This window comes from Mycobacteroides franklinii (genome assembly GCF_002013895.1).
Taxonomy (GTDB): domain Bacteria; phylum Actinomycetota; class Actinomycetes; order Mycobacteriales; family Mycobacteriaceae; genus Mycobacterium; species Mycobacterium franklinii.
Window position 1 is genome coordinate 192,986 of the sequence record NZ_MAFQ01000003.1, and the last position, 21,960, is coordinate 214,945.

The window sequence follows — 21,960 nt, forward strand, 5'->3', positions numbered from 1 at the left end:
CCTGCGTGAATAGGTTTCTGGTGTGATCAACCGACAGTTCATCGAGCGCGCGGCATGGCCGACCCTCACCGCAGTGCTCCCCCTCGCAATCGTTGCCGGCCAAATCGGTCTCGACATCTGCCGCTGGTGGATCATGTACGGCACCGCGGCGAGTGCGGCGGTTCTGATGAGTACCGGTACATTCGCGAGGAGCAGGGTGGCGGGTCGGCAGCTGACAGTGAGCTACTCCTGGGCCCTGTTCTGGATCGTTCTGGCCGTGCTGACGGGCGCGCAGAGCATCTTTTACGCACATTTCCGCAACCAGTGCCCGGTAGTCGGTCCGCTCATCCCGGTCGACATGCTGCTTGAGTGGCTCATCGCACCGATCGTGCTCATGGCTCTCGTTGGGAGCGCACTCCGACACCTACACGGGCACCGGGCGCCAGGAGTCGTCGAGATCGACGAAACACAGGGACCTACTCGAGATTTCCCTGCAAAAGGTCGATCTCGATAAGAAGCGTGACGCCGACTTGGGACAGCGGAACAGACGAAGAAGGGCCCTGGGATTTCCCAGGGCCCTTCTTCGTCTGAAACTAGCGGTAGTCGCTGTAGCCGTAGTCGTCCAGCGGCACCGCAGCACCGGTGTTGGAGCCGAAGTCGGGGCTGTAGTACTGATCCTCGTACGACGGGATCGTGTACGCGGCAGCCCGCGCCTCTTCGGTCGGTTGCACCGAGATGTTGCGGTAGCGGTTGATACCGGTACCGGCCGGGATCAACTTACCGATGATGACGTTCTCCTTCAGACCATTCAGTCTGTCGCTGCGGCAGTTGATAGCCGCATCCGTCAGCACGCGAGTGGTCTCCTGGAAGGACGCCGCCGACAGCCACGAGTCGGTGGCCAGCGATGCCTTGGTGATACCCATCAGCACCGGACGGCCCGCCGCGGGCTCGTTGCCCTCGGCGACCACGCGACGGTTCGCGGTCTCGAACTCGCCACGCTCGGTGAGCGAGCCGGGCAGGAATTCCGTTGCGCCCGAATCGATGATCGTCACGCGGCGCAGCATCTGGCGCACGATGACCTCGATGTGCTTGTCGTGAATCGACACACCCTGGCTGCGGTACACCTCCTGGACCTCGTTGACCAGGTGCACCTGCACCTGACGCGGACCCATGACGCGGAGCACCTCGTGCGGATCGGCCGCACCTTCCATGAGCTGCTGTCCGACCTCGACGTGGTCGCCGTCGGCCAGCGGACGCTCGGAGCCGTCTTCGTGCTTGAAGACGCGCAGACGCTGACGCTTGGAGAGCTTGTCGTAGACAACTTCCTCGCCACCGTCATCCGGGATGATGGTGATCTTGTAGAAGCGCTCGCCCTCTTCCAGGCGCACCCGTCCCGTGACATCGGCAATGGGCGCCTTGCCCTTGGGAACTCGCGCCTCGAACAGCTCGGTGACACGCGGCAGACCACCGGTGATGTCGTCACCGACGCCACCCTGGTGGAAGGTACGCATGGTCAGCTGGGTACCGGGCTCACCGATCGACTGCGCGGCCACGATGCCCGCCGCCTCGCCGATGTCGACAAGCTTGCCGGTCGCCATCGAGCGGCCGTAGCACATTGCGCAGACCCCGGTACCGGTGGTGCAGGTAAGCACCGACCGAACCTTCACCGTGGTGACGCCCGCGGCGAGCAGCTTCTCGATCGCCGGGTCGCCCAGGTCGTGTCCACGCTCCACCAGCACGTTGCCGTCGGCATCCACCGCGTCAGCGGCGAGAGTCCGTGCGTACGCCGAGGTTTCGATGTGCGCATCGCGGATCAGCGTGCCGTCGTCCTGCTTCTCGGCGATGGTCACGTTGATGCCACGCTCGGTGCCACAGTCGTGCTCGCGCACGATGACGTCCTGCGACACGTCCACCAGACGACGGGTCAGGTAACCCGAGTCCGCGGTGCGAAGCGCGGTGTCCGCCAGACCCTTACGGGCGCCGTGCGTGTTGATGAAGTACTCGAGAACGGTCAGGCCCTCACGGAAGGAGGACTTGATCGGCCGCGGGATGTACTCACCCTTCGGGTTGGTCACCAGACCCTTCATGCCCGCCAGGTTTCGCACCTGGGTCATGTTGCCGGTCGCGCCGGACTTGGGCAGCAAGGTGATCGGGTTGTCCGCCGGGTAGTGCTCCTCCAGCGCCTTACCGACCTCGTCGGTGGCTTCCTGCCAGATCTTGACCAGCGCGTCGCGCCGTTCCTGCTGGTTCAAAGCACCACGCTGGTACTGCTTTTCGATCCGCTCCGCTTCCTTCTCGTAGCGGTCCAGGATCTCCGCCTTCTGCGGCGGCACCAGCACGTCGGCCATCGACACCGTCACACCGGAGCGCGTGGCCCAGTGGAAACCGGCGTCCTTGAGCTTGTCGACGGTCTGCGCGACCACGATCATCGGGAACCGCTCGGCGAGGTCGTTGATGATCGCCGACTGCACCTTCTTGTGCATCTGCTTGTTCACGAACGGGTACCCGTGGGGCAGCAGCTCGTTGAACAGCACGCGGCCCAGGGTGGTCTCGGCGATCCAGGCATCGCCTGGCTGCCAACCGTTTTCGAACAGCTCGGCCTCAACCTCGACCGGCGGACGCTGGTGGGTCAACCGCACCCGGATGGGCGCACGGACGCTCAGCGCACCACGGTCGAGGGCCATGATGGCCTCGGCGGGCGAGCTGTACACACCGACCTCCGGCTGATCCTTGGCGGCCGGCGCGTGTGCGCCGGTGTCGCCGGGGATCTCGGTGGTCAGGAAGTACAGACCGGTCACCATGTCCAGACGCGGCATGGCCAACGGGCGACCCGACGCGGGCGACAGGATGTTGTTCGAGGACAGCATCAGAATGCGAGCCTCGGCCTGCGCCTCCGCCGACAGCGGGAGGTGCACGGCCATCTGGTCACCGTCGAAGTCGGCGTTGAACGCCTCACACACCAACGGGTGCAGCTGAATTGCCTTGCCTTCCACCAGCTGCGGCTCGAAGGCCTGGATACCCAGGCGGTGCAGGGTTGGTGCACGGTTCAGCAGCACCGGGTGCTCGGCGATGACCTCTTCGAGGACATCCCACACCTGGGCACGCTGACGCTCCACCATGCGCTTGGCGCTCTTGATGTTCTGCGCGTGGTTCAGATCGACCAGACGCTTCATCACGAACGGCTTGAACAGCTCCAGAGCCATCAGCTTGGGCAGACCGCACTGGTGCAGCTTGAGCTGCGGGCCGACCACGATGACCGAACGGCCCGAGTAGTCGACGCGCTTACCGAGCAGGTTCTGACGGAAACGACCCTGCTTGCCCTTGAGCAGATCGGACAGCGACTTCAGCGGACGGTTACCCGGTCCGGTGACCGGACGTCCACGACGGCCGTTGTCGAACAGCGCGTCCACGGACTCCTGCAGCATCCGCTTCTCGTTGTTGACGATGATCTCGGGCGCACCCAGATCGATCAGTCGCTTGAGGCGGTTGTTGCGGTTGATCACACGGCGGTACAGGTCGTTGAGATCGGAGGTCGCGAAGCGGCCACCATCGAGCTGAACCATCGGGCGCAGCTCCGGCGGGATCACCGGCACCGCGTCGAGCACCATGCCACCAGGTGAGTTGGTGGAGTTCTGGAACGCCGCCACCACCTTCAAGCGCTTGAGCGCACGAAGCTTCTTCTGCCCCTTGCCACTGCGGATGGTCTCGCGCAGGTTCTCGGCCTCGGCGTCGAGATCGAAGGTCTGAATGAGCTTCTGCACAGCCTCGGCACCCATGGCACCGGTGAAGTACTCGCCGTAGCGGTCGACGATCTCGCGGTAGAGCACCTCATCGACGATCAGCTGCTTGGGAGCCAGCTTGGTGAAGGTGGTCCAGATTTCGTCGAGCCGGTCCAGCTCACGCTGCGACCGATCGCGAAGCTGACGCATCTCGCGCTCGCCGCCGTCGCGCACCTTGCGGCGCACGTCGGACTTGGCACCCTCGGCCTCCAGCTCGGCCAGGTCGGCCTCGAGCTTCTGAGCACGGGCCTCCAGGTCGGCGTCGCGCTGATCGGCGACTGCCTTCTTCTCGACCTCCATCTCGGCCTCGAGCGTCGAGAGTTCGTTGTGGCGAAGCTCGTCGTCGACCGCGGTGATGACGTAAGCGGCGAAGTAGATGATCTTCTCGAGATCCTTCGGCGCCAGGTCGAGCAGGTAGCCAAGGCGCGACGGAACACCCTTGAAGTACCAGATGTGCGTGACCGGGGCGGCCAGTTCGATGTGGCCCATCCGCTCACGACGCACCTTGGCGCGAGTTACCTCGACACCGCAGCGCTCACAGATGATGCCCTTGAAGCGCACACGCTTGTACTTGCCGCAGTAGCACTCCCAGTCGCGAGTAGGTCCGAAGATCTTCTCGCAGAACAGGCCGTCCTTCTCGGGCTTGAGCGTGCGGTAGTTGATGGTCTCCGGCTTCTTGACTTCGCCGAAGGACCAATTACGGATGTCGTCCGCCGACGCGAGGCCGATACGAAGTTCATCGAAGAAGTTGACGTCGAGCACGTAAACTCCCTTTCCCCTTGCGGGATAGAAATCGGATTAGGCGAAGTCCTCAATGGACGCAGATTCGTTGCGAGACAGGTTGATTCCCAGGTTCGCGGCAGCGCGCTCCAGGTCCTCGTCGTCGCCATCGCGCATCTCGATCGCGGCGCCGTCCTTGGACAGCACCTCCACGTTGAGGCACAGCGACTGGAGTTCCTTGAGCAGAACCTTGAACGACTCGGGAATACCCGGCTCGGGGATGTTCTCGCCCTTGACGATCGCCTCGTAGACCTTCACACGACCGACGGTGTCGTCGGACTTGATGGTCAACAGCTCCTGCAGCGTGTACGCCGCACCGTAGGCCTGCATGGCCCAGCACTCCATCTCACCGAACCGCTGGCCACCGAACTGCGCCTTACCACCGAGCGGCTGCTGGGTGATCATCGAGTACGGGCCGGTCGAACGCGCGTGGATCTTGTCGTCGACCAAGTGGTGCAGCTTGAGGATGTACATGTAACCGACGGTCACCGGGTACGGGAACGGCTCGCCGCTACGGCCGTCGAACAGCCGCGCCTTACCGTCACCGTCCACCATGACCTCGCCGTCCCGGTTGGGCAGCGTCGAGGACAGCAGTCCGGTCAGCTCCTCCTCGCGGGCACCGTCGAACACCGGGGTGGCCGTGCGGGTGTCGGCCGGGGCCGACTGCAGGTCCTCGGGGAGGTTCTGCGCCCACGCCGGAATCTCAGCGTTGCCGTCCTTCCGGATATCCCAACCGGTCTTGGCCACCCACCCGAGGTGGGTCTCCAGGATCTGGCCGATGTTCATACGACGCGGCACACCGTGGGTGTTCAGGATGATGTCGACCGGGGTGCCATCGGGCAGGAACGGCATGTCCTCGACGGGCAGGATCTTGCCGATGACGCCCTTGTTGCCGTGGCGTCCGGCCAGCTTGTCACCGTCGGAGATCTTGCGCTTCTGCGCGACGTACACGCGAACGAGCTCGTTCACGCCGGCGGGCAGATCGTCGTCGTCATCACGCGAGAAGACGCGGATGCCGATGACCTTTCCGGACTCACCGTGCGGCACCTTCAGGGAGGTGTCGCGAACCTCGCGGGCCTTCTCACCGAAGATGGCACGCAGCAGGCGCTCCTCGGGGGTCAGCTCGGTCTCACCCTTCGGGGTGACCTTGCCGACGAGGATGTCGCCGTCGCGGACCTCGGCGCCGATGCGGACGATGCCGCGTTCATCCAAGTCAGCGAGAACCTCGTCAGACACGTTCGGGATATCCCGGGTGATCTCCTCGGCGCCCAGCTTGGTGTCGCGCGCATCGATTTCATGCTCTTCGATGTGAATCGAGGTGAGCACGTCCTCTTCCACCAGACGGTTGGACAGGATGATGGCGTCCTCGTAGTTGTGGCCTTCCCACGGCATAACCGCCACGAGCAGGTTCTTACCGAGAGCCATTTCGCCGTTTTCGGTGCAAGGACCGTCGGCGAGAACCTGACCGACCTCGACCCGCTGACCCTCGTCAACGATGGGCTTCTGGTTGGCGCAGGTGCCGTGGTTGGAACGGGCGAACTTGCGCAACCGGTAGCTCTGCCGGGTGCCGTCGTCGGCCATCACGGTGACGTAGTCGGCGGACACCTCTTCGATGACACCGGTCTTCTCCGCGATGACGACGTCCCCGGCATCGATGGCCGCACGCAACTCCATACCGGTACCGACCAGCGGAGCCTCGCTGCGCACCAGCGGAACCGCCTGGCGCTGCATGTTGGCACCCATCAGGGCACGGTTGGCGTCGTCGTGTTCGAGGAACGGGATCATCGCGGTGGCGACGGACACCATCTGACGCGGCGAGACGTCCATGTAGTCGACCTCGGTCGCCGAGACGAACTCGACCTCGCCACCCTTACGGCGGACGAGGATCTTCTCCTCGGTGAAGCGACCGGTCGCGTCCACGGGCGAGTTGGCCTGCGCCACAACGTGGCGGTCCTCTTCGTCGGCGGTCAGGTAGTGGATCTCGTCAGTAACTACACCAGCCGACACCTTCCGATAAGGCGTCTCGATGAAGCCGAACGGGTTGACCCGCGCGTACACCGACAGCGAGCCGATCAGGCCGATGTTCGGGCCTTCCGGGGTCTCGATCGGGCACATGCGGCCGTAGTGCGAGGGGTGCACGTCGCGGACCTCAAGGCCGGCACGGTCACGGGTCAGACCACCCGGGCCCAGCGCCGACAGACGACGCTTGTGGGTCAGACCCGACAGCGGGTTGTTCTGGTCCATGAACTGCGACAGCTGGCTGGTTCCGAAGAACTCCTTGATCGCCGCCACGACGGGACGGATGTTGATCAGGGTCTGCGGGGTGATCGCCTCGACGTCCTGAGTGGTCATGCGCTCACGCACAACGCGCTCCATGCGGGACAGGCCGACCCGAATCTGGTTCTGGATCAGCTCGCCGACGGTACGCAGACGACGGTTACCGAAGTGGTCGATGTCGTCGACATCCACCGGCACCTCGACACCACCGGGGGCGGTCATCGAGGTCTGGCCCTCGTGCAGGCGCACCAGGTACTCGATGGTGGCGACGACGTCTTCCTCGGTGAGGGTGGTGGTGGTCACCTGAGCCGGGTTGGTACCGCCCAGGCCCAGCTTCTTGTTCACCTTGTACCGACCCACGCGGGCCAGGTCGTAGCGCTTCTCCTTGAAGAACAGGTTCTCCAGCAGGGCCTGCGCGGACTCCTTGGTCGGCGGCTCGCCCGGACGCAGCTTGCGGTAGATATCCAGCAGCGCCTCGTCGGGACCGGCGATGTTGTCCTTCTCCAGGGTCCCCATCATGATCTCGGAGAACCCGAAGCGCTCAACGATCCGCTCGTTGGTCCAGCCGAGTGCCTTCAGCAGCACGGTGACGGGCTGGCGGCGCTTGCGGTCGATGCGCACACCGACGGTGTCGCGCTTGTCCACGTCGAACTCGAGCCACGCACCGCGGCCGGGAATGACCTTGACGCTGTGCAGGGTCTTCTCGGTCGACTTGTCGATGTTCTCGTCGAAGTAGACACCCGGCGAACGGACGAGCTGCGAGACGACCACGCGCTCGGTGCCGTTGATGATGAAGGTGCCCATGTCGGTCATCATCGGGAAATCACCCATGAAGACCGTCTGACTCTTGATCTCACCGGTGTTGTTGTTGATGAACTCGGCCGTGACGAACAGCGGGGCTGCGTACGTCATGTCCTTGTCTTTGCACTCGTCGACGGGCGCCTTGACCTCGTCGAAGCGCGGGTCGCTGAAGGACAGCGACATCGAGCCGGAGAAGTCTTCGATCGGCGACAGCTCAGTGAGGATCTCCTCAAGGCCGCCGGTCGGGTTCACCTCACCGCGTGCAGTCGCAACCTCGCGCCAACGGGGTGAGCCAACCAACCATTCAAAGGAATCCGTCTGCACATCGAGCAGGCCGGGAACCGCAAGCGGTTCGCGCAGCTTGGCGAAGGAAAGTCGGTTGGGCGCCCCAGGTACGGAGTTAGTAGTTGCGTTATCGGTCTTAGTCTGGCGAGAGACTGCCAAGATCGGTCCTCCAGTGTTGCCGCGCATCTGCGATGTTTTGCGCAAGCAACGACCAAACACACACCCGATCGATCACAACACGAACCAACGCCGTCGTGGCGGGGGGAGGTGGGCAGGAGGCAGCCAGCGCAACGTCTAACAATAGCGTACTATCGCGCAGCCTTCAACCGCCCGGTCAAATCTGCGGATCAGCGCTGGCTGGCGGCCTCGCTGGAATCGCATGCGTCCGTGCTGCCAAACAGATTGACGCCTCGCACGCCGCCCGTCAAGAGATAGCGCCAGTATTTTCGGTGTTTCTTTTTGCCAATCTGATACCGGTACCACCGCCTTAGCCGGGCGTGACGGCCCCAACGGTTTGACCGGACCCGCCGACGCACCGATCGAAGCGAGATCGAACCCTCCGCGGGCCCATGTCATCGGGGCAAGCGCCCCGCGCCGGTCACGCTCGCCCGATGCGGACGGGCACCCCGTTGAGGCGTGCCATCCCGGCAAGCGCCTCCAAGTCCTGCGGCTCGCTGGACATCAGCAGGTTCACATTCACGCCGGGGTTGGCATTGGCCGTCTGCCACGTCCCGCCGCGGGTGTGGCCCCATCCATGCGGGACGGCGATGACACCGGGCAAGATGTCCTTGCTCACCTGTGCCGGAATCTCGATCTCGCCGTGTGCGGAGGTGACGGTGATCACGTCGTCGGTCGCGATTCCCAGCCGGTCGGCGTCATGGGCGTGTATCACCGCCCGTTGCGTCCGCCCGCCCCTCATCAGCAGCGGCACGTTGTGCATCCACGAATTCTCCGAGCGCGCCTCACGCATCCCGATGAGACGCATCGGCAGCTCCGGGTCGGCGCGCCGACGGCCAAGCTTGTCCAGTTCGGATTCAATGTCCTTGTGTCGCAGGCTAACCCGCCCGTCTCGTGTCGACACGGAACGCCCCAGGACCCCACCGGGCAGGTGATCGGCGAGCACCCTGCCATGCGGATAGTCGCGGACAAGGCGGGTGAAGGTGAGCCCACCGCGGCGCAGACCAAACCTGTCACCCCCCTCGGACATCCGGATCAGCGCATCCACCAGTGGACGCGGTCGCAGCCTCGACCCGAACAGGCTTGCCGCCTTCCGCACCCCCTGTATCACCGCAAGTAGCGGAGTCAGCCGCCACAGGCGGCTGAGCAGGTCGTCGATGATCTCCCATTCCTGCCGCGCCTGCCCCATGGGCGCCACCACCGCCTCGGTGGCCTGCCGAAATGGCGTTGGCTTCAGCGTTGCGAAAGGGACCATGAAATCGTCGCGTTCGTACATGGTGGTGGCCGGTAGCACGTAGTCACAGTGCGCCGTGGTCTCGTTGACATACAGATCGATGCCGACCATAAAATCGAGCTTTTCCAGCGCTTCTTCGAGTTCATCGCCATTGGGCACGGACAAGACCGGGTTGCCGGCGCCGACGAACAGGGCGCGCAGCTGGCCCGGTCCGGGGGTGGTGATCTCCTTGGCCATGATTCCCGCCGGTTCGGACCCCAACACCGAGGGAAACCCGCCGATCCGGGACCTGCGCCTGCGGTAGACCGACCCCAATCCGGCGCCCAGCACCCGCATCAACTGACGCTCCCCCGGCAGCCCGAACGAGCCGAACATATACCCGCCCGCCCGGTCCAGATTTCCGGCGACAAGATTGACGACATCAAGCAAATATGTTGTGAGCGTGCCGCTTTCACCCAAACACGTGCCGGTTCTGCCATACACGACAGCACGCGGTGTGGCGACCAGGTCCCGGGCCAACCCGCGCACCGTCGCCGGTTCTATCCCGGAATGCTCGGCGGTCAGCTCCGGGGCGAACGGCCTGACCAATCCCTCCAGCCAACCGACATCGTTGGCCTGAAGAGCGATCCGCTTCCTATCCACCAGGTCCTCGGTGAACATCACGTGCAGGAGGGAGAGCAACAGGTACACGTCACCGTCGGGCACGATCCCCAGCCACTCGAACTCGGCGGCCGTCTCAGTGCGGCGAGGATCGATGACCAACACGCGTCCCCCACGCTTGACCACCTCACGCATCTTGTCGCGCATACGCGGCATGGACACCCCGCTGCCATGGGAGACGACAGGATTGGCCCCCATCACCACCAGCAGGTCGGTGCGGCCGATATCGGGTACCGGCATGGTCAGCGAGTTCCCGTACAGCAGCTGGCTGGCGACGAATCGGTTATTGATGTCCTGCGAGCCGGCCGTGAACATGTGGAACTTGGCACCAAATCCGGCGATGGCCATCGGCAACCACATCGCGTATGAGTAGCTGAATGCTCCGGGATTGCCGTAGTACCAGCCGAGCGCGCCCGAGCCATATCTGCGATGGATGTCTCGCACCCGAGCCGCGATATCGGCCATCGCGGTCTCCCAGTCCACCGGCTCGAATTCGCCGGAGGCGGTGCGCCGCAACGGGGTGGTCACCCGGTCCGGGTCGTTGTGGATATCAGCGAAGGCAATGCCCTTCTGACATGCGAAACCCGCCGAGAGTGGGTTTTCCTTGTCGGGGCGCAGCGACAGCAACTTGCCGTCCTCGACGGTGGCGACCATGCCGCACAGCGGCTCACAAATACGACAGAAGGTTGTCTTCGTTTCGACTGTCATAGTCGGCACCGCTTCCATGCACGTCAACAGGGCTGACCCCTATTTGATAGCGCATGTTCTCAAATATCAACCCCTGAAGCACAGGGGCTGCCACTACCCCCGTACGGGCGGGATCTGACCGGTCGGGGCGTCGTCGTCCGCCGTGTTGATGGTCTGCGTGGGCTGCTCGGCGTGCGGCGGCGCCAGCGTGGCCGTGGCGACACCCGTGGGCTCATCACCGAAGTCATGCACGTGGTACTGGTGGGTGCCGGCGAAGCTGTCCTGGATCGCGGCCTGGGCGTTCGGCGGCAGCTGGTGCATGATCTCGCGCACCCGCGCCTGGCGACGCCCGACGGCGGCACGTTCCGGCATACCCGGGGTGGCCTGGATCTGCGGCGGCACGCCCTCGATCTCCTCGACACCACCGTCGTGGTGCCCGGCGTCCAAGTGCGCCTGCTCCTCGGCCATGGTGGCCTCGTCCTTTTCCTCGGACATACCGATCGGCCCGATACGGCGGCCGTTCAGGAACTGCTTGATCACCGGCTCATCGCTGGTCAGCAGCACCTCGCGGGGACCGAACATGACGAGCTGGCGGCGGTACAGCATGCCCATGTTGTCCGGCACGGTACGAGCGATGTTGATGTTGTGCGTCACGATCAGGATCGTGGCGTCGATCTGCGCGTTGATGTCGATGAGCAGCTGGCTCAGGTAGGCGGTACGCACCGGGTCCAGGCCGGAGTCCGGCTCATCGCAGAGGATGATCTGCGGGTCCAGCACCAGCGAGCGGGCCAGGCCGGCACGCTTGCGCATACCGCCGGAGATCTCACCCGGGAACTTGGTCTCGTGGCCCGTCAAACCCACAACGTCAAGCTTCTGCATGACGATGTCGCGGATCTCGGATTCCTTCTTCTTGGTGTGCTCACGCAAGGGGAAGGCAGTGTTGTCGTACAGGTTCATCGAGCCGAACAGCGCGCCGTCCTGGAACATCACGCCGAACAGCTTGCGGATCTCGTACAGCTCCTTGGAGGAGCACTCCATGATGTTGGTGCCGTCGATGTAGATGGCACCCTGCTCCGGTCGCAACAGGCCGATCAGCGACTTCAGGAACACCGACTTTCCGGTACCCGACGGCCCCAGCAGCACGCTGACTTCACCCGGCGGCAGAGACAGGCTGACGTTCTCCCAGATTCGTTGTGAACCAAAGGACTTGGTCAAACCCTCGACGGAGACTTCTGCACCCACCAGGCGATCCTTCCGCAACACGCGCACTTCACCACGAACCCGGCCAGGCTGTGGTTCGGATCACTTTAGCGTATGCCCAAGAACTGCATCGCGTTTGTGTCCAGACCGGGCCCGCTGACTGGCTAACTGTGATAACCAGCCACTACGCGTCTAGTCCGAGGTGGATTCGACGGGTGCCACGGCGGCGGTACTGCCGCGCCGGCGCTCCACGATGAGCAGCGCTCCGGCCAACAGCGCGACCAGCACGACAATCAGCCCGACGATATCGGCGAACACACTCGGATGCCCGAGGCCGTAGCCGGTCAGCAGATCCACCTGCGCACGCTGCCGAACGAACTGGCCCAATACGACTCCCAGCGCGGATGCCGTCACCGCCAGGCCCCCCACCACGGTCAGCTGTGCCGGTGAAACTCCATGGAACACCGCATAGAAAAGGTAGACAGCCAGCGTCGAGATACCGGCGCCGGAGAGCAGCAGGCCCAGTATCAACCCGCCCTCGGTGCTGGCGGCCTGCAGTTCGATCACGGTCGCCGCCACACCGGCCACCAGCAGGACCGCGCCCAGCACCGCGATGAGCGCGCGTTTGCCCGCGTCGATGAGATACCCGGCGACCGGAGCGAAGACCAGCCCGGCGACAAAAAGTGCCAGCGGTGGCGTGTCGGAGGGCGCCAGTTCGCGATCGATCGACCACCACATCGCCGCATGGTCAAAGTCCGCGAACCGCACCAGGAACGTCAGCACGGTGATCGCCAGCAGTGCCGCCAATACCACCGGGCGGGTGAGGACATCCGCGGCGATCAACGCTGCCGAACCCCTGCGCCGGGTCTGCGCGAAGAGCCCACCGAAGGCCCCCAGCGCGATGATCCCGAGGATCACCGCCCGCACCGGGGAGGATTCGTCAACCAAGAGCCAGGCCAGCGCGGACACACCTACCAGCCACAGCACCGCGCCGACGAGATCGAAAGTATCGAAGGTGCCGACGAACTCGCGGTGCGGCTGGGTAAGCACCACCACCAGCACCACGACCGTCGCAGCAAGGATTCCGTAGGTGATCGGGCGCCAATTCAGCGGTGAGTTGATGTCCAGGACCTGGCCCGCCAACATGGCCAGCGGGTACATCGCCACCCAAAATCCCAGGGATAGCCCGCGGCCCTGCCTCGGTGTCGAATGCAGCACGATCAGCATGGAAGCCACCATCGTCAGGCCTGCGCCGAGGGCGGAAACCAGCATCACCCAGGCAAGCAACGTGGCCGATCCCGGGATCAGTGACACCGCCGTGGACAGACCCAGAATCACCAGGCCGGTGGCCAAGAAGGTAGTAGGACGGAAGTGGTTGCCCAGCCTGGCGAACACGAGCAATGTCACCACAGCGACCACGTCGCCGGCGACGGTCGCCCATTCGATGGAGCCGAGGGCGTCATCACCCCGGTCCACTCCCCATACCGCCGCCAGACCGTGGTCCAGCATGGTCAACCTCGCCACAAACAATGCGGCGCACGCGATAACGACGTGCCGTACGGCCAGATTCATGTCACCTTCACCCTCTCGTCAGGTCACTCTATGGGCCCCAGCCACATTCGTCTTGCGATAGCAGGTATCGCGGGAGCAACCTATGGACCGCCGACGTCAGTTTTTCGCCGACCCCTGGCCCATCGAATCGCCCGGTACGTCAGCCATCCGAGAACGGCCAAAAGCACCAGCACCAGGACGAACGCCACAACCGGCACCGCCAGCGCGAGAATCGTCAGCACCAGCGAGGTGCCGTCCTCGGCAGTTGAGACCACCGGATTGCCCACGCCGGCAGTGGTTCCGGTCACGAAGGGGCGCGCGACGGTCCGGCTGGCGTGCACACCCCCCGCGGTGATGGCGCCGAGGATCGCGGCTACGGCCGGCGGCAGATTCGACGAGAGGCTCGTCTCCGCGGTGAACAGAATGGCTCCCGACGCGGGCGCGATGAGTGTGCCGACCGCGTGCAAGACGGAGTCCACGGCAGGAATTTTGTCGCCGATGAGATCGAGCACAAAAATCACCGCGAGGACAATGAGCGCTGGGGTGGAGGACAGCCAGCCATACGACGGGCCGAGCTCGATCCACCCGAGACGGTCGGCCGCGCCCACCGCGAGCAGGGGCAGCCAGGCGTTCAGTCCGGCGGCACCCGAAAGCCCGAACGCTCCGAGGACGGCGCTGATGGCCGACGTGATCTCCATGCCACGAGTGTGACGCGGTCAGCGAGTTTCAGCGACGATTTGCCGACAGCCTCATGTTCGAGTGTCGAGTTGCACCACGAAGGCTGTCCCGCCCTCAAACCAGGCGCGATGCAGTTCGATGATTTTGCGCCGCGAGGGCAACCCCTTGCGGTGAAACAGGTTTTCGAGGTAATCGAAGGGGTGTACGGCGCCGCAGAACTGCTCGTGGGCCGGCCCATATGCCGGGTCGCCCGGCGCGATCGGCCGGGCCACCCCCTCGTATGTTCCATCAGTGAGCCGCAACCGCGCCCGCGGGTTCGCCTGAATGTTCTTGACCCACAAGGTGTGCCGGCCCGTGATCGCGACCAGGTACACCCTGCCCCCGTCGCGCACCGCCTTGACGTAGGTGACGCGCGGGCTACCCGTTCTTCTGCCGATGGTGGTCAGTACACCGACGCCGCGGGGCACTCGAATCGCGAACCACGGCCGATGTATCGCGTGCAAGGCGCTGGCGAAACGACGGCGCTCAGACAGCGGTGCTGCTGTCGTGTCCAACCCGGGCATGCGTTCGAAGACGTATCGCCCGTCCGTGTAGCACAACGACTCCGGCAGCGGGCCGTTCATGACCGAGCCGCTCCCGCGAAGACATCGGCCATGGTCTCAGCGGGGGTCCCAGTTGCCGTGGAACCCTGCCGGAACTCGCTGCGGCAGATGCACTGTGGCCATCAGATCCAGGCTGCCCGCATCAAGAAGTAGCAGCTGCCCCTCATCGGACCGACGGTCAACGGCGAACCCGATCAACACCCCGTCGTCCTCACCGGCCGCCGTCGGATTCGGCACGAAGGACATCTCCCCCAGCACGATTGCGGGATCCAGACGGCTCGAGACACTGGAACCGGTCTCGTAGTCGTACTTGACGATGCTGGCCCCTGCCGCCTCCCCGGTGCCGAAGAAGTTCTCCACATCCGGCAGGTAACCGTAGCGGTGCTTCTTGCCCGTCAAAGTCTCGTTGATCCGTGGGAACTCGAGATGCCGATCGTCCTTACGTTCCATGTGTACCGTGCCCTTGGCCAGATCGATCGTCCAGCGATCGAGCTGCCCCCTGGCGTCACTGGGCCCCAGCACATCCTGGGAAAACATCGAGTCATACCGCACCAGATCGATCACGATGACCTCCGAGCCATTGCGCATTTCGGAGTACCCGTTGAGCGGGTGGAAGACGTAACACGGGTCGATCTCGAACCAGCGCACGGGGGCTCGGCGGGAGGGATCATCGCCATCGCGCGGCATGACGCCAATCCGGGCCGGGTACTTGGTGTTCCACGAATACGGGATGGACGGGGAATTGCCGGAGTACTGGCTGGCCTTGGCCGCGATGGGACCGGGAATCTTGACCTTGCCGATAAGTGAGTTCATCACGATCTGGGCCGGCTTACGCAGCAATCGCGGCACGGGCACCGACTGGCTGATCATCGACATGTCCAGCGTGACCGGCAGATCGTAGAAAACGACATACTTCTCGGTGAGGGTGAAGTCGTGCATCATCGGTGCGCCGTGCACCTGGATGTCGACGGTCCGCCGCGCACGGCCGTTGGTGCCGATAACGGAGTATTGGACCGTGCTTCCGCGCGCGAAAGAGTATGAGACGGCGTGCATTTCGCCGGTATCCGGATCGGTGTGCGGGTGTGCGGTGTATCCACCCGGCAGGGTGCCGTCAAAATCGCAGGTGCCGATGGTGTCGAGGTCTTCGGTGAGCTCGTAGTTCGCGATACCCCCCTCGACCAGTGCGAGCGTGCGCCCGGCGTGGCCAAGCACATTGGTGTTCGGCCCGATGACTCCCATGCCGGCGCTCATGCTGATCGCGGACGGACGTGCCTCTCCGAGCGTCTTGCTGACCGACGGCGTGCGGACCCAACGGTTGCGATACCACTGCGCCTTGCCATCACGCAGCGAGAGTCCATGCACCATCGCATCCCCGCTGAAGAGGTGATACGTGGCCGGGTCGACCTCGGCAGCCGGGTTGGGGCCATTACGCAGATACCTGCCGTCGAGGTGATCGGGCACGGTTCCGGTCACCTCCAGGTGCACACTGTCCATCTCTTCCTGGACCGGCTCCCAGATCCCGGTCAGGTAGGGGCTCGTGCTGGCGGTTGGTTGGGCCGTGGTTGTCATCGCGTCCTCCGGGGCTGGCTGGCATAACGCTGTTATTACGACGTTATGGTGAACCTACTCCCGTTGTGCGAACATGGCAAGACCATGAGTTCATCTGTGCCGCGAAATCGTCCGGAGACCGACGGGGCCGTCGCCCGCAATCCCCGGGTCGACCTTGTTTCCGCCGCGGTGCAACTGCTGAACGAGCAGGGCCCCGACGCACTGCAGACCCGTAAGATCGCCGCCGCGGCGGGCACCTCCACCATGGCGGTCTACACCTACTTCGGCGGCATGCGCGAGCTGATCGCGGAGGTAGCCGAGGAGGGGCTGCGGCAGTTCGCCGAGGCGCAAGCCATCGTCGAACAGTCCGACGATGTGATCGCCGATCTCATGCTGACCGGAATGGCCTACCGCCAGTTCGCCATCGACAGTCCGCACATGTATCGGCTGATGTTCGGTGTCACCAGCGCGCACGGCGTCGACGCGCCCCGCAGGAACATGTTCAACACCTCGCACGTGACGCCGGAGCACCCGAGCGCCGCCTACCTGTTCCGTTGTGTGCAACGCGCGATGGCGGCGGGGCGCATCGACGGCTCCCCCGACGACGCCGCGAAGGTCGCGGCCACCGCCGCCAAGTTCTGGACCATCATGCACGGGTTCGTCATGCTGGAGCTGGCCGGTTTCTGGGGTGAAGACGGCGCCGCGGTGGGCCCCGTGCTGGGCTCCATGACCACTGATCTCCTTATCGCCCTTGGCGATACCCCCGAACGGGTGAACAGTTCGGGGGCTGCCGCCGCAGCTCGGCTCGCAACGTCGATCCAAGGCGCGCAGAAGACCTCGTAGGCGGTCGGACACCTCGCCGAGTGTGCGGATTGTGTCGACGTTCCGCGGATTCTCGACCGAATCCGCACACTCGAAAACGAATCCGGCCCCGGAACGTCCTTCTAGATTCAGAAGGACGTCCGGGGCCGGACCGTGAAAGGTGCTGCGAACTACTTGACGGTGACCGTCGCGCCAGCGGCCTCGAGCTTGCCCTTGGCATCGTCGGCGGCTTCCTTGGCGACCTTCTCCAGCAGCGGCTTCGGGGCGCTGTCGACCAGGTCCTTGGCTTCCTTCAGGCCCAGGCCGGAGACGATCTCGCGCACAACCTTGATAACGCCGATCTTCTTGTCGCCGGCGCTCTCCAGGATGACGTCGAACTCGCTCTGCTCTTCGGCAGCCTCGGCGGCCGGGGCAGCGCCACCGGCGGCGGCGACGGCAACCGGAGCGGCAGCGGTGACCTCGAAGACCTCTTCGAAGGTCTTGACGAACTCGGACAGCTCAAGCAGCGTCAGCTCCTTGAAAGCATCGATCAGTTCCTCGGTGCTCAGCTTTGCCATAATGTTGGTTCCTTCCTTGATTTACAACAGGTTTGGGTTGATACAGGCGCGTCAGGCAGCCGATTCCTCGGCGGCCTTCTTCTCCTGCAGGGCGGCGGCCAGGCGTGCAACCTGAGACGCCGGGGCGTTGAACAGCCCGGCGGCCTTGGCCAGGTTGCCCTTCATCGCGCCAGCCAGCTTGGCCAGCAGCACCTCGCGCGATTCCAGATCGGCGATGCGCTCAACCTCGGCAACTGACAAAGCACGGCCATCCATGTAGCCGCCCTTGATGATCAGAGCCTTGTTATCTTTCGCGAAGGTCTTGATGGCCTTCGCAGCGTCCACGGGCTCACCCTTGATGAACGCAATTGCCGTCGGGCCGCTGAACAGTTCGTCCAGACCCTCCACACCGGCTTCCGCAGCCGCACGCTTGACCAGCGTGTTCTTGGCGACGGAATAGGTGGCGGAGGTACCGAGGGTGCGGCGCAGGGTGCCCAGGGCGGACACCGACAAGCCGCGGTACTCGGTGATCACCGTGGCAGTTGAATCCTTGAACTGCTCGGTGATCTCGGCAACGGCGGAGACCTTGTCAGTCTTGGCCATGTATTGCCTCCTCATCTCGTTTCGGTCGCTGCACCTAGGACAAGACGGTCTGAAATCGAGAAGGCTTTCCGCATTTCAAACTCAATTGAAATGACGAACGCCCCGACGCAGACAGGTCGGGGCGTGAAAATCCACGGACTTTTGATCCGCGAGTCTTACCTCGTCCTCCTGCGTGGGCCGTCAGGACAAGTCCTGAACCTTCAACCTCGCGAGAGGTGACCGACGGTCTTCGGTGGAGCTGGATCAGATTACCGCAGATGAGGGCGATCATCCAAAACGGCCCGAAACTCCCGTGGTATCCAGGAATGGTGCCGTTGTCCTCTGAAGTCCCGACGCGATCGGGCATTGCCCGCAATGGCGATGTCGAGCTCTTCTACGAAGACCTGGGCGACCCCCAGGATCCCGCCATCATCCTGGTGATGGGAGTGGCTGCCCAGCTGCCCATGTGGCCCGATGGGTTCTGCCGGCGGCTACTGGACCACGGCTATCGGGTGATTCGGTTCGACAACCGCGATTGCGGGCTGTCCACGAAGCTGGACGGACACAAGGCGCCGGGATCGGTGCAGCGCCGGGTGATCCGCTATGCGTTCGGCATGGGCAGCGAGGTCCCGTACACGCTCGTCGATATGGCCGAGGATGTCCGCACCCTCATCGACCACCTTGGCCTGAACACAGTGCATATCGCGGGCGCCTCGATGGGCGGCATGATCGTGCAGGTCTTCGCCGGCACCTACCCCGAACGCGTCAACTCGGTGGGAATCATCTACTCGGCGACCGGTCGCCCGTTCTCACGGCTGCCGTCCTGGCAGTTGATCAAGACCGCGATGAACACCCCCGGCAAGAACGCCACCGCCGAGGAATGGCTCGAGTTCGAGGTGAACACCGGCATCGTCTACAACGGGCCAGATAACCTGCCCTCCCGGGAGGAGTTGCGGCGGCGCATCCTCGAGCACAGGGCCCGCAGCGACTACAAGATCGGCACCGTGCGCCAATTCGACGCCATTCTGGGCACCGGCAGCCTGCTGCGCTTCACCCGCGCCATCACCGCACCGACCGTCGTCATCCATGGCCGCAACGACCCCCTGGTGCCGTATCAGAACGGCCGGGTGGTGGCCAAAAACATCCGCAACGCCCGTTTCGCCCTCATCGACGGGATGGGACACGATCTGCCCGAACCTGTGTGGGAGCCCGTCACCAGCGAGTTGTTGGCAACTTTTGGCTGTGGCACCTCCCACTCGCGGGGGACTGCGTACAGGACTGAATAGGGGCGCACGGGCATGATGCGGCACACTTGCATTTCATGACTGCGCAAGATCGGTCCGGCCGGAGCGTGAGTGAGGGCCGCGGACGTCAGGTTGCACCGCTCGGGCGCGTGGCACTTCTGTCCGAGGCCGCGCGGCTGGGCACCACCGGCTGGCAGGTCGCCCGCACCGCCGGACGCGTGCTGGGCAAGCTCGGCAAGAAGGGCAGCCTCGAGCAGAAGTTCATCGCCGAGCTCCCCCAGACCTTCTCCGATCTGGGTCCCACGTACGTCAAGCTCGGCCAGATCATCGCGTCCAGTCCGGGCGCCTTCGGCGAGCCGCTGTCACGCGAGTTCCGCGGGCTGCTGGACCGCGTCCCCCCCGCCGATCCCACCGAGGTCCGCGAACTCATCATCGCCGAGCTGGGGTCCGAACCGGAGAAGCTGTTCGCCTCCTTCGACACCGAACCGTTCGCGTCCGCCTCGATAGCCCAGGTGCATTACGCCACACTGCATTCCGGCGAGGACGTGGTGGTCAAGATCCAGCGTCCCGGAATCCGGCGCCGGGTCGCCGCCGACCTGCAGATCATGAAGCGTGGCGCGGCCCTACTGGAACTCGGCAAGGTGGGCCGCATGCTGTCCGCCCGCGATGTGGTGGACGATTTCTCCGGGAACCTCTCCGAAGAGCTCGACTTTCTCGCCGAGGGTCAGGCCATGCAGACCTGGGTGGAACATCTGCACACCTCATCGCTCGGCAAGAACATTCGGGTGCCGGATGTGCATTGGCATTACACGACATCCAAGGTGCTCACCATGGAGCGCGTGCACGGCATCCGCATCGACGACGCAGCGGCCATTCGCAAGGCCGGATTTGACGGCACCGAGTTGGTGAAGTCGCTGCTGTTCTCGGTGTTCGAATCCGGTCTGCGCCAGGGCTTGTTCCACGGTGACCTGCATGCGGGCAATCTCTTGGTGGACGACGAAGGCCGCATCGTGTTTCTGGACTTCGGCATCGTCGGGTTCATCGATCCGCGAACTCGGTGGCTGTTACGTGAATTGATCCATGCGCTGCTGGTCAAGAAGGATCATCGCGCCGCGGGCAAGATCGTGGTGCTGATGGGTGCCGTCGGCAACCCCGGGGACGCCGACAAGAGCACCCGGGATATCCAGGCGTTCGCCACCCCCCTGACGACGAAATCTCTTGGAGACATGTCTTATTCGGATATCGGTAAGCAGCTGTCCGCGCTCGCCGAGCAGTATGACGTCAAGCTGCCGCGTGAGCTGGTGCTCATCGGCAAGCAATTCCTGTACGTCGAGCGCTACATGAAACTGCTGGCACCGCGCTGGCAGATGATGGAGGACCCGGAACTCAAGGGCTACTTCGGCAATTTCATCGTCGACATCAGCCGTGAGCACAACCGTGAGGGAGATATCTGAGATGACGGCCAGCACCGCCACGATTGGCGATATCGAGTTGTGCTACGAGGAATTCGGCAATCCGGCCGACCCCGCCATGCTGCTCATTATGGGCATCGGCGCGCAGATGGTGTTCTGGCGCCCCGAGTTCTGCCAACAGCTCGCCGACCAGGGCTACCGCGTCATCCGATTCGACAACCGGGACTGCGGTCTGTCGACCAAATTGGACGGGGTGCGCGCCGGCGGGGGCTCGCTGCTTCCGAGCATGGCGAAATTCCTTGCCGGAGTGAAGATCACCGGCACCGCCTACACGTTGGTGGACATGGCCGGCGACGCCGCGGGATTGCTCGATCACCTCGGCATCGAGCAGGCACACATCGTGGGCGCCTCGATGGGCGGCATGATCGCGCAGGTATTCGCCGCCGAGCATCCCGAGCGGACCGCAACGGTCACCATCATCATGTCGAGCAATAATCAGCCGTTCCTGCCCCCGCCCGGACCGCGCCAGCTGATGGCACTGCTGAAGCCTCCACCCGCGGGCGCCACCCGCGAGCAGGTGATCGCCAACAGCGTGCAGGTCGGCCGGACCATCGGTAGCCCGAAATTCCGCCAGTCAGAATCGAAGTCGTATCTGCATGCCGCCGAGTACTACGACCGCAGCTATTACCCCAAGGGATTCTCCCGGCAATTCGCCGCGATCATGGGGACCGGCAGCCTGGTGCCGTTCGACAACCGAATCACAGCCCCCGCACTGGTTTTGCACGGTAGGGCCGACAAGTTGATGCGCCCTTCGGGCGCGCGCGCCATCGCCCGGGCAATCCCGGGAGCGCGCCTGGCGCTCATCGACGGCATGGGTCACGACCTGCCCGAGCCGCTGTGGAGCCGAATCATCACCAAGCTCACCGAGACCTTCGCTCGATCGGAGCCCGCAGAGGACGAGTCGGAGTCCGAGGCGGCGGGTCGCTAATTAGCTCCCCTAGGGAACGACTTTCACAAGCCCGAAACTGGTCGTTAATTCTGCGCGCAACCCTTGTCGCTGCTGTGATCGTGCTCTAGCCTCGGCACGGGACACACAGCCACTACCAGATCCGATCTACCGCACGCG

15 protein-coding genes are annotated in these 21,960 nt (G+C 64.1%); 5 read left to right on the plus strand and 10 right to left on the minus strand.

Translation table 11 applies throughout. The annotated features are described in order from the left end of the window. The first annotated feature begins 22 nt into the window (after nt 1–22). Complete coding sequence (locus B4393_RS04780; RefSeq protein ID WP_236743108.1) at nt 23–493, plus strand: hypothetical protein; 471 nt, start codon at nt 23–25, stop codon at nt 491–493. Nucleotides 494–572: 79 nt separating this feature from the next. On the opposite strand, the gene B4393_RS04785 is transcribed toward B4393_RS04780, so the two are convergent. The 8 genes from B4393_RS04785 to B4393_RS04820 form a co-directional block, all read right to left on the minus strand. Continuing rightward, nucleotides 573–4,520, minus strand: a complete 3,948-nt coding sequence (locus B4393_RS04785) for a DNA-directed RNA polymerase subunit beta' (RefSeq protein ID WP_070938478.1) — start codon at nt 4,518–4,520, stop codon at nt 573–575. A gap of 36 nt (nt 4,521–4,556) precedes the next feature. Beyond that, complete coding sequence (gene rpoB, locus B4393_RS04790; RefSeq protein ID WP_109558380.1) at nt 4,557–8,087, minus strand: DNA-directed RNA polymerase subunit beta; 3,531 nt, start codon at nt 8,085–8,087, stop codon at nt 4,557–4,559. 412 nt (nt 8,088–8,499) lie between these two features. Continuing rightward, nucleotides 8,500–10,680, minus strand: a complete 2,181-nt coding sequence (locus B4393_RS04795) for a molybdopterin-dependent oxidoreductase (protein WP_078333157.1) — start codon at nt 10,678–10,680, stop codon at nt 8,500–8,502. Between the two features lie 93 nt (nt 10,681–10,773). Continuing rightward, nucleotides 10,774–11,901 (minus strand): ABC transporter ATP-binding protein, encoded by a 1,128-nt coding sequence (locus B4393_RS04800; RefSeq protein WP_070939282.1) that lies wholly within the window; start codon nt 11,899–11,901, stop codon nt 10,774–10,776. A 150-nt stretch (nt 11,902–12,051) separates the two neighbouring features. Beyond that, on the minus strand, nt 12,052–13,431 hold the full coding sequence (locus B4393_RS04805; RefSeq protein WP_078333158.1) for an MFS transporter: 1,380 nt from the start codon (nt 13,429–13,431) through the stop codon (nt 12,052–12,054). A gap of 80 nt (nt 13,432–13,511) precedes the next feature. Beyond that, a complete protein-coding gene (locus B4393_RS04810; RefSeq protein WP_078333159.1) occupies nt 13,512–14,108 on the minus strand; it encodes a DUF4126 domain-containing protein in 597 nt (198 codons plus the stop codon). Between the two features lie 51 nt (nt 14,109–14,159). Next, a complete protein-coding gene (locus B4393_RS04815) occupies nt 14,160–14,711 on the minus strand; it encodes a nitroreductase family deazaflavin-dependent oxidoreductase (RefSeq protein ID WP_078333160.1) in 552 nt (183 codons plus the stop codon). Between the two features lie 36 nt (nt 14,712–14,747). After that, nucleotides 14,748–16,259: a carotenoid oxygenase family protein gene (locus tag B4393_RS04820; RefSeq protein WP_078333161.1), complete on the minus strand. Its 1,512-nt coding sequence runs from the start codon at nt 16,257–16,259 to the stop codon at nt 14,748–14,750. A gap of 45 nt (nt 16,260–16,304) precedes the next feature. On the opposite strand from B4393_RS04820, the gene B4393_RS04825 reads away from it, so the two are divergent. Then, complete coding sequence (locus B4393_RS04825) at nt 16,305–17,081, plus strand: TetR/AcrR family transcriptional regulator (RefSeq protein WP_078333162.1); 777 nt, start codon at nt 16,305–16,307, stop codon at nt 17,079–17,081. 149 nt (nt 17,082–17,230) lie between these two features. Here B4393_RS04825 and rplL read toward each other — a convergent pair whose 3' ends face one another. Continuing rightward, nucleotides 17,231–17,617 carry a 50S ribosomal protein L7/L12 gene (gene rplL, locus B4393_RS04830; RefSeq protein WP_070938473.1) on the minus strand — a complete coding sequence of 129 codons (387 nt, stop codon included), beginning with the start codon at nt 17,615–17,617 and terminating at the stop codon, nt 17,231–17,233. 51 nt (nt 17,618–17,668) lie between these two features. Beyond that, nucleotides 17,669–18,199, minus strand: a complete 531-nt coding sequence (gene rplJ, locus B4393_RS04835; RefSeq protein WP_070938472.1) for a 50S ribosomal protein L10 — start codon at nt 18,197–18,199, stop codon at nt 17,669–17,671. Nucleotides 18,200–18,504: 305 nt separating this feature from the next. On the opposite strand from rplJ, the gene B4393_RS04845 reads away from it, so the two are divergent. From B4393_RS04845 to B4393_RS04855, 3 genes are all read left to right on the plus strand, one after another. After that, nucleotides 18,505–19,464, plus strand: coding sequence for an alpha/beta fold hydrolase (locus B4393_RS04845; protein WP_078333339.1), 960 nt, complete (start codon nt 18,505–18,507; stop codon nt 19,462–19,464). A gap of 107 nt (nt 19,465–19,571) precedes the next feature. Continuing rightward, on the plus strand, nt 19,572–20,876 hold the full coding sequence (locus B4393_RS04850) for an ABC1 kinase family protein (protein ID WP_078333340.1): 1,305 nt from the start codon (nt 19,572–19,574) through the stop codon (nt 20,874–20,876). Between the two features lies 1 nt (nt 20,877). Next, entirely contained in the window at nt 20,878–21,822 is a 945-nt protein-coding gene (locus tag B4393_RS04855; RefSeq protein ID WP_078333163.1) for an alpha/beta fold hydrolase, read from the plus strand. Nucleotides 21,823–21,960: the final 138 nt, after the last annotated feature.

What these genes read in the sequence shown, in the direction of transcription:
- B4393_RS04815 (WP_078333160.1), bottom strand. Translation starts at nt 14,711, where the DNA reads ATGAACGGCCCGCTGCCGGAGTCGTTGTGCTACACGGACGGGCGATAC.
- B4393_RS04820 (WP_078333161.1), bottom strand. Translation starts at nt 16,259, where the DNA reads ATGACAACCACGGCCCAACCAACCGCCAGCACGAGCCCCTACCTGACC.
- B4393_RS04795 (WP_078333157.1), bottom strand. Translation starts at nt 10,680, where the DNA reads ATGACAGTCGAAACGAAGACAACCTTCTGTCGTATTTGTGAGCCGCTG.
- B4393_RS04855 (WP_078333163.1), top strand. Translation starts at nt 20,878, where the DNA reads ATGACGGCCAGCACCGCCACGATTGGCGATATCGAGTTGTGCTACGAG.
- rplJ (WP_070938472.1), bottom strand. Translation starts at nt 18,199, where the DNA reads ATGGCCAAGACTGACAAGGTCTCCGCCGTTGCCGAGATCACCGAGCAG.
- rpoB (WP_109558380.1), bottom strand. Translation starts at nt 8,087, where the DNA reads ATGCGCGGCAACACTGGAGGACCGATCTTGGCAGTCTCTCGCCAGACT.
- B4393_RS04810 (WP_078333159.1), bottom strand. Translation starts at nt 14,108, where the DNA reads ATGGAGATCACGTCGGCCATCAGCGCCGTCCTCGGAGCGTTCGGGCTT.
- rplL (WP_070938473.1), bottom strand. Translation starts at nt 17,617, where the DNA reads ATGGCAAAGCTGAGCACCGAGGAACTGATCGATGCTTTCAAGGAGCTG.
- B4393_RS04825 (WP_078333162.1), top strand. Translation starts at nt 16,305, where the DNA reads ATGGTGAACCTACTCCCGTTGTGCGAACATGGCAAGACCATGAGTTCA.
- B4393_RS04805 (WP_078333158.1), bottom strand. Translation starts at nt 13,431, where the DNA reads ATGAATCTGGCCGTACGGCACGTCGTTATCGCGTGCGCCGCATTGTTT.
- B4393_RS04845 (WP_078333339.1), top strand. Translation starts at nt 18,505, where the DNA reads ATGGTGCCGTTGTCCTCTGAAGTCCCGACGCGATCGGGCATTGCCCGC.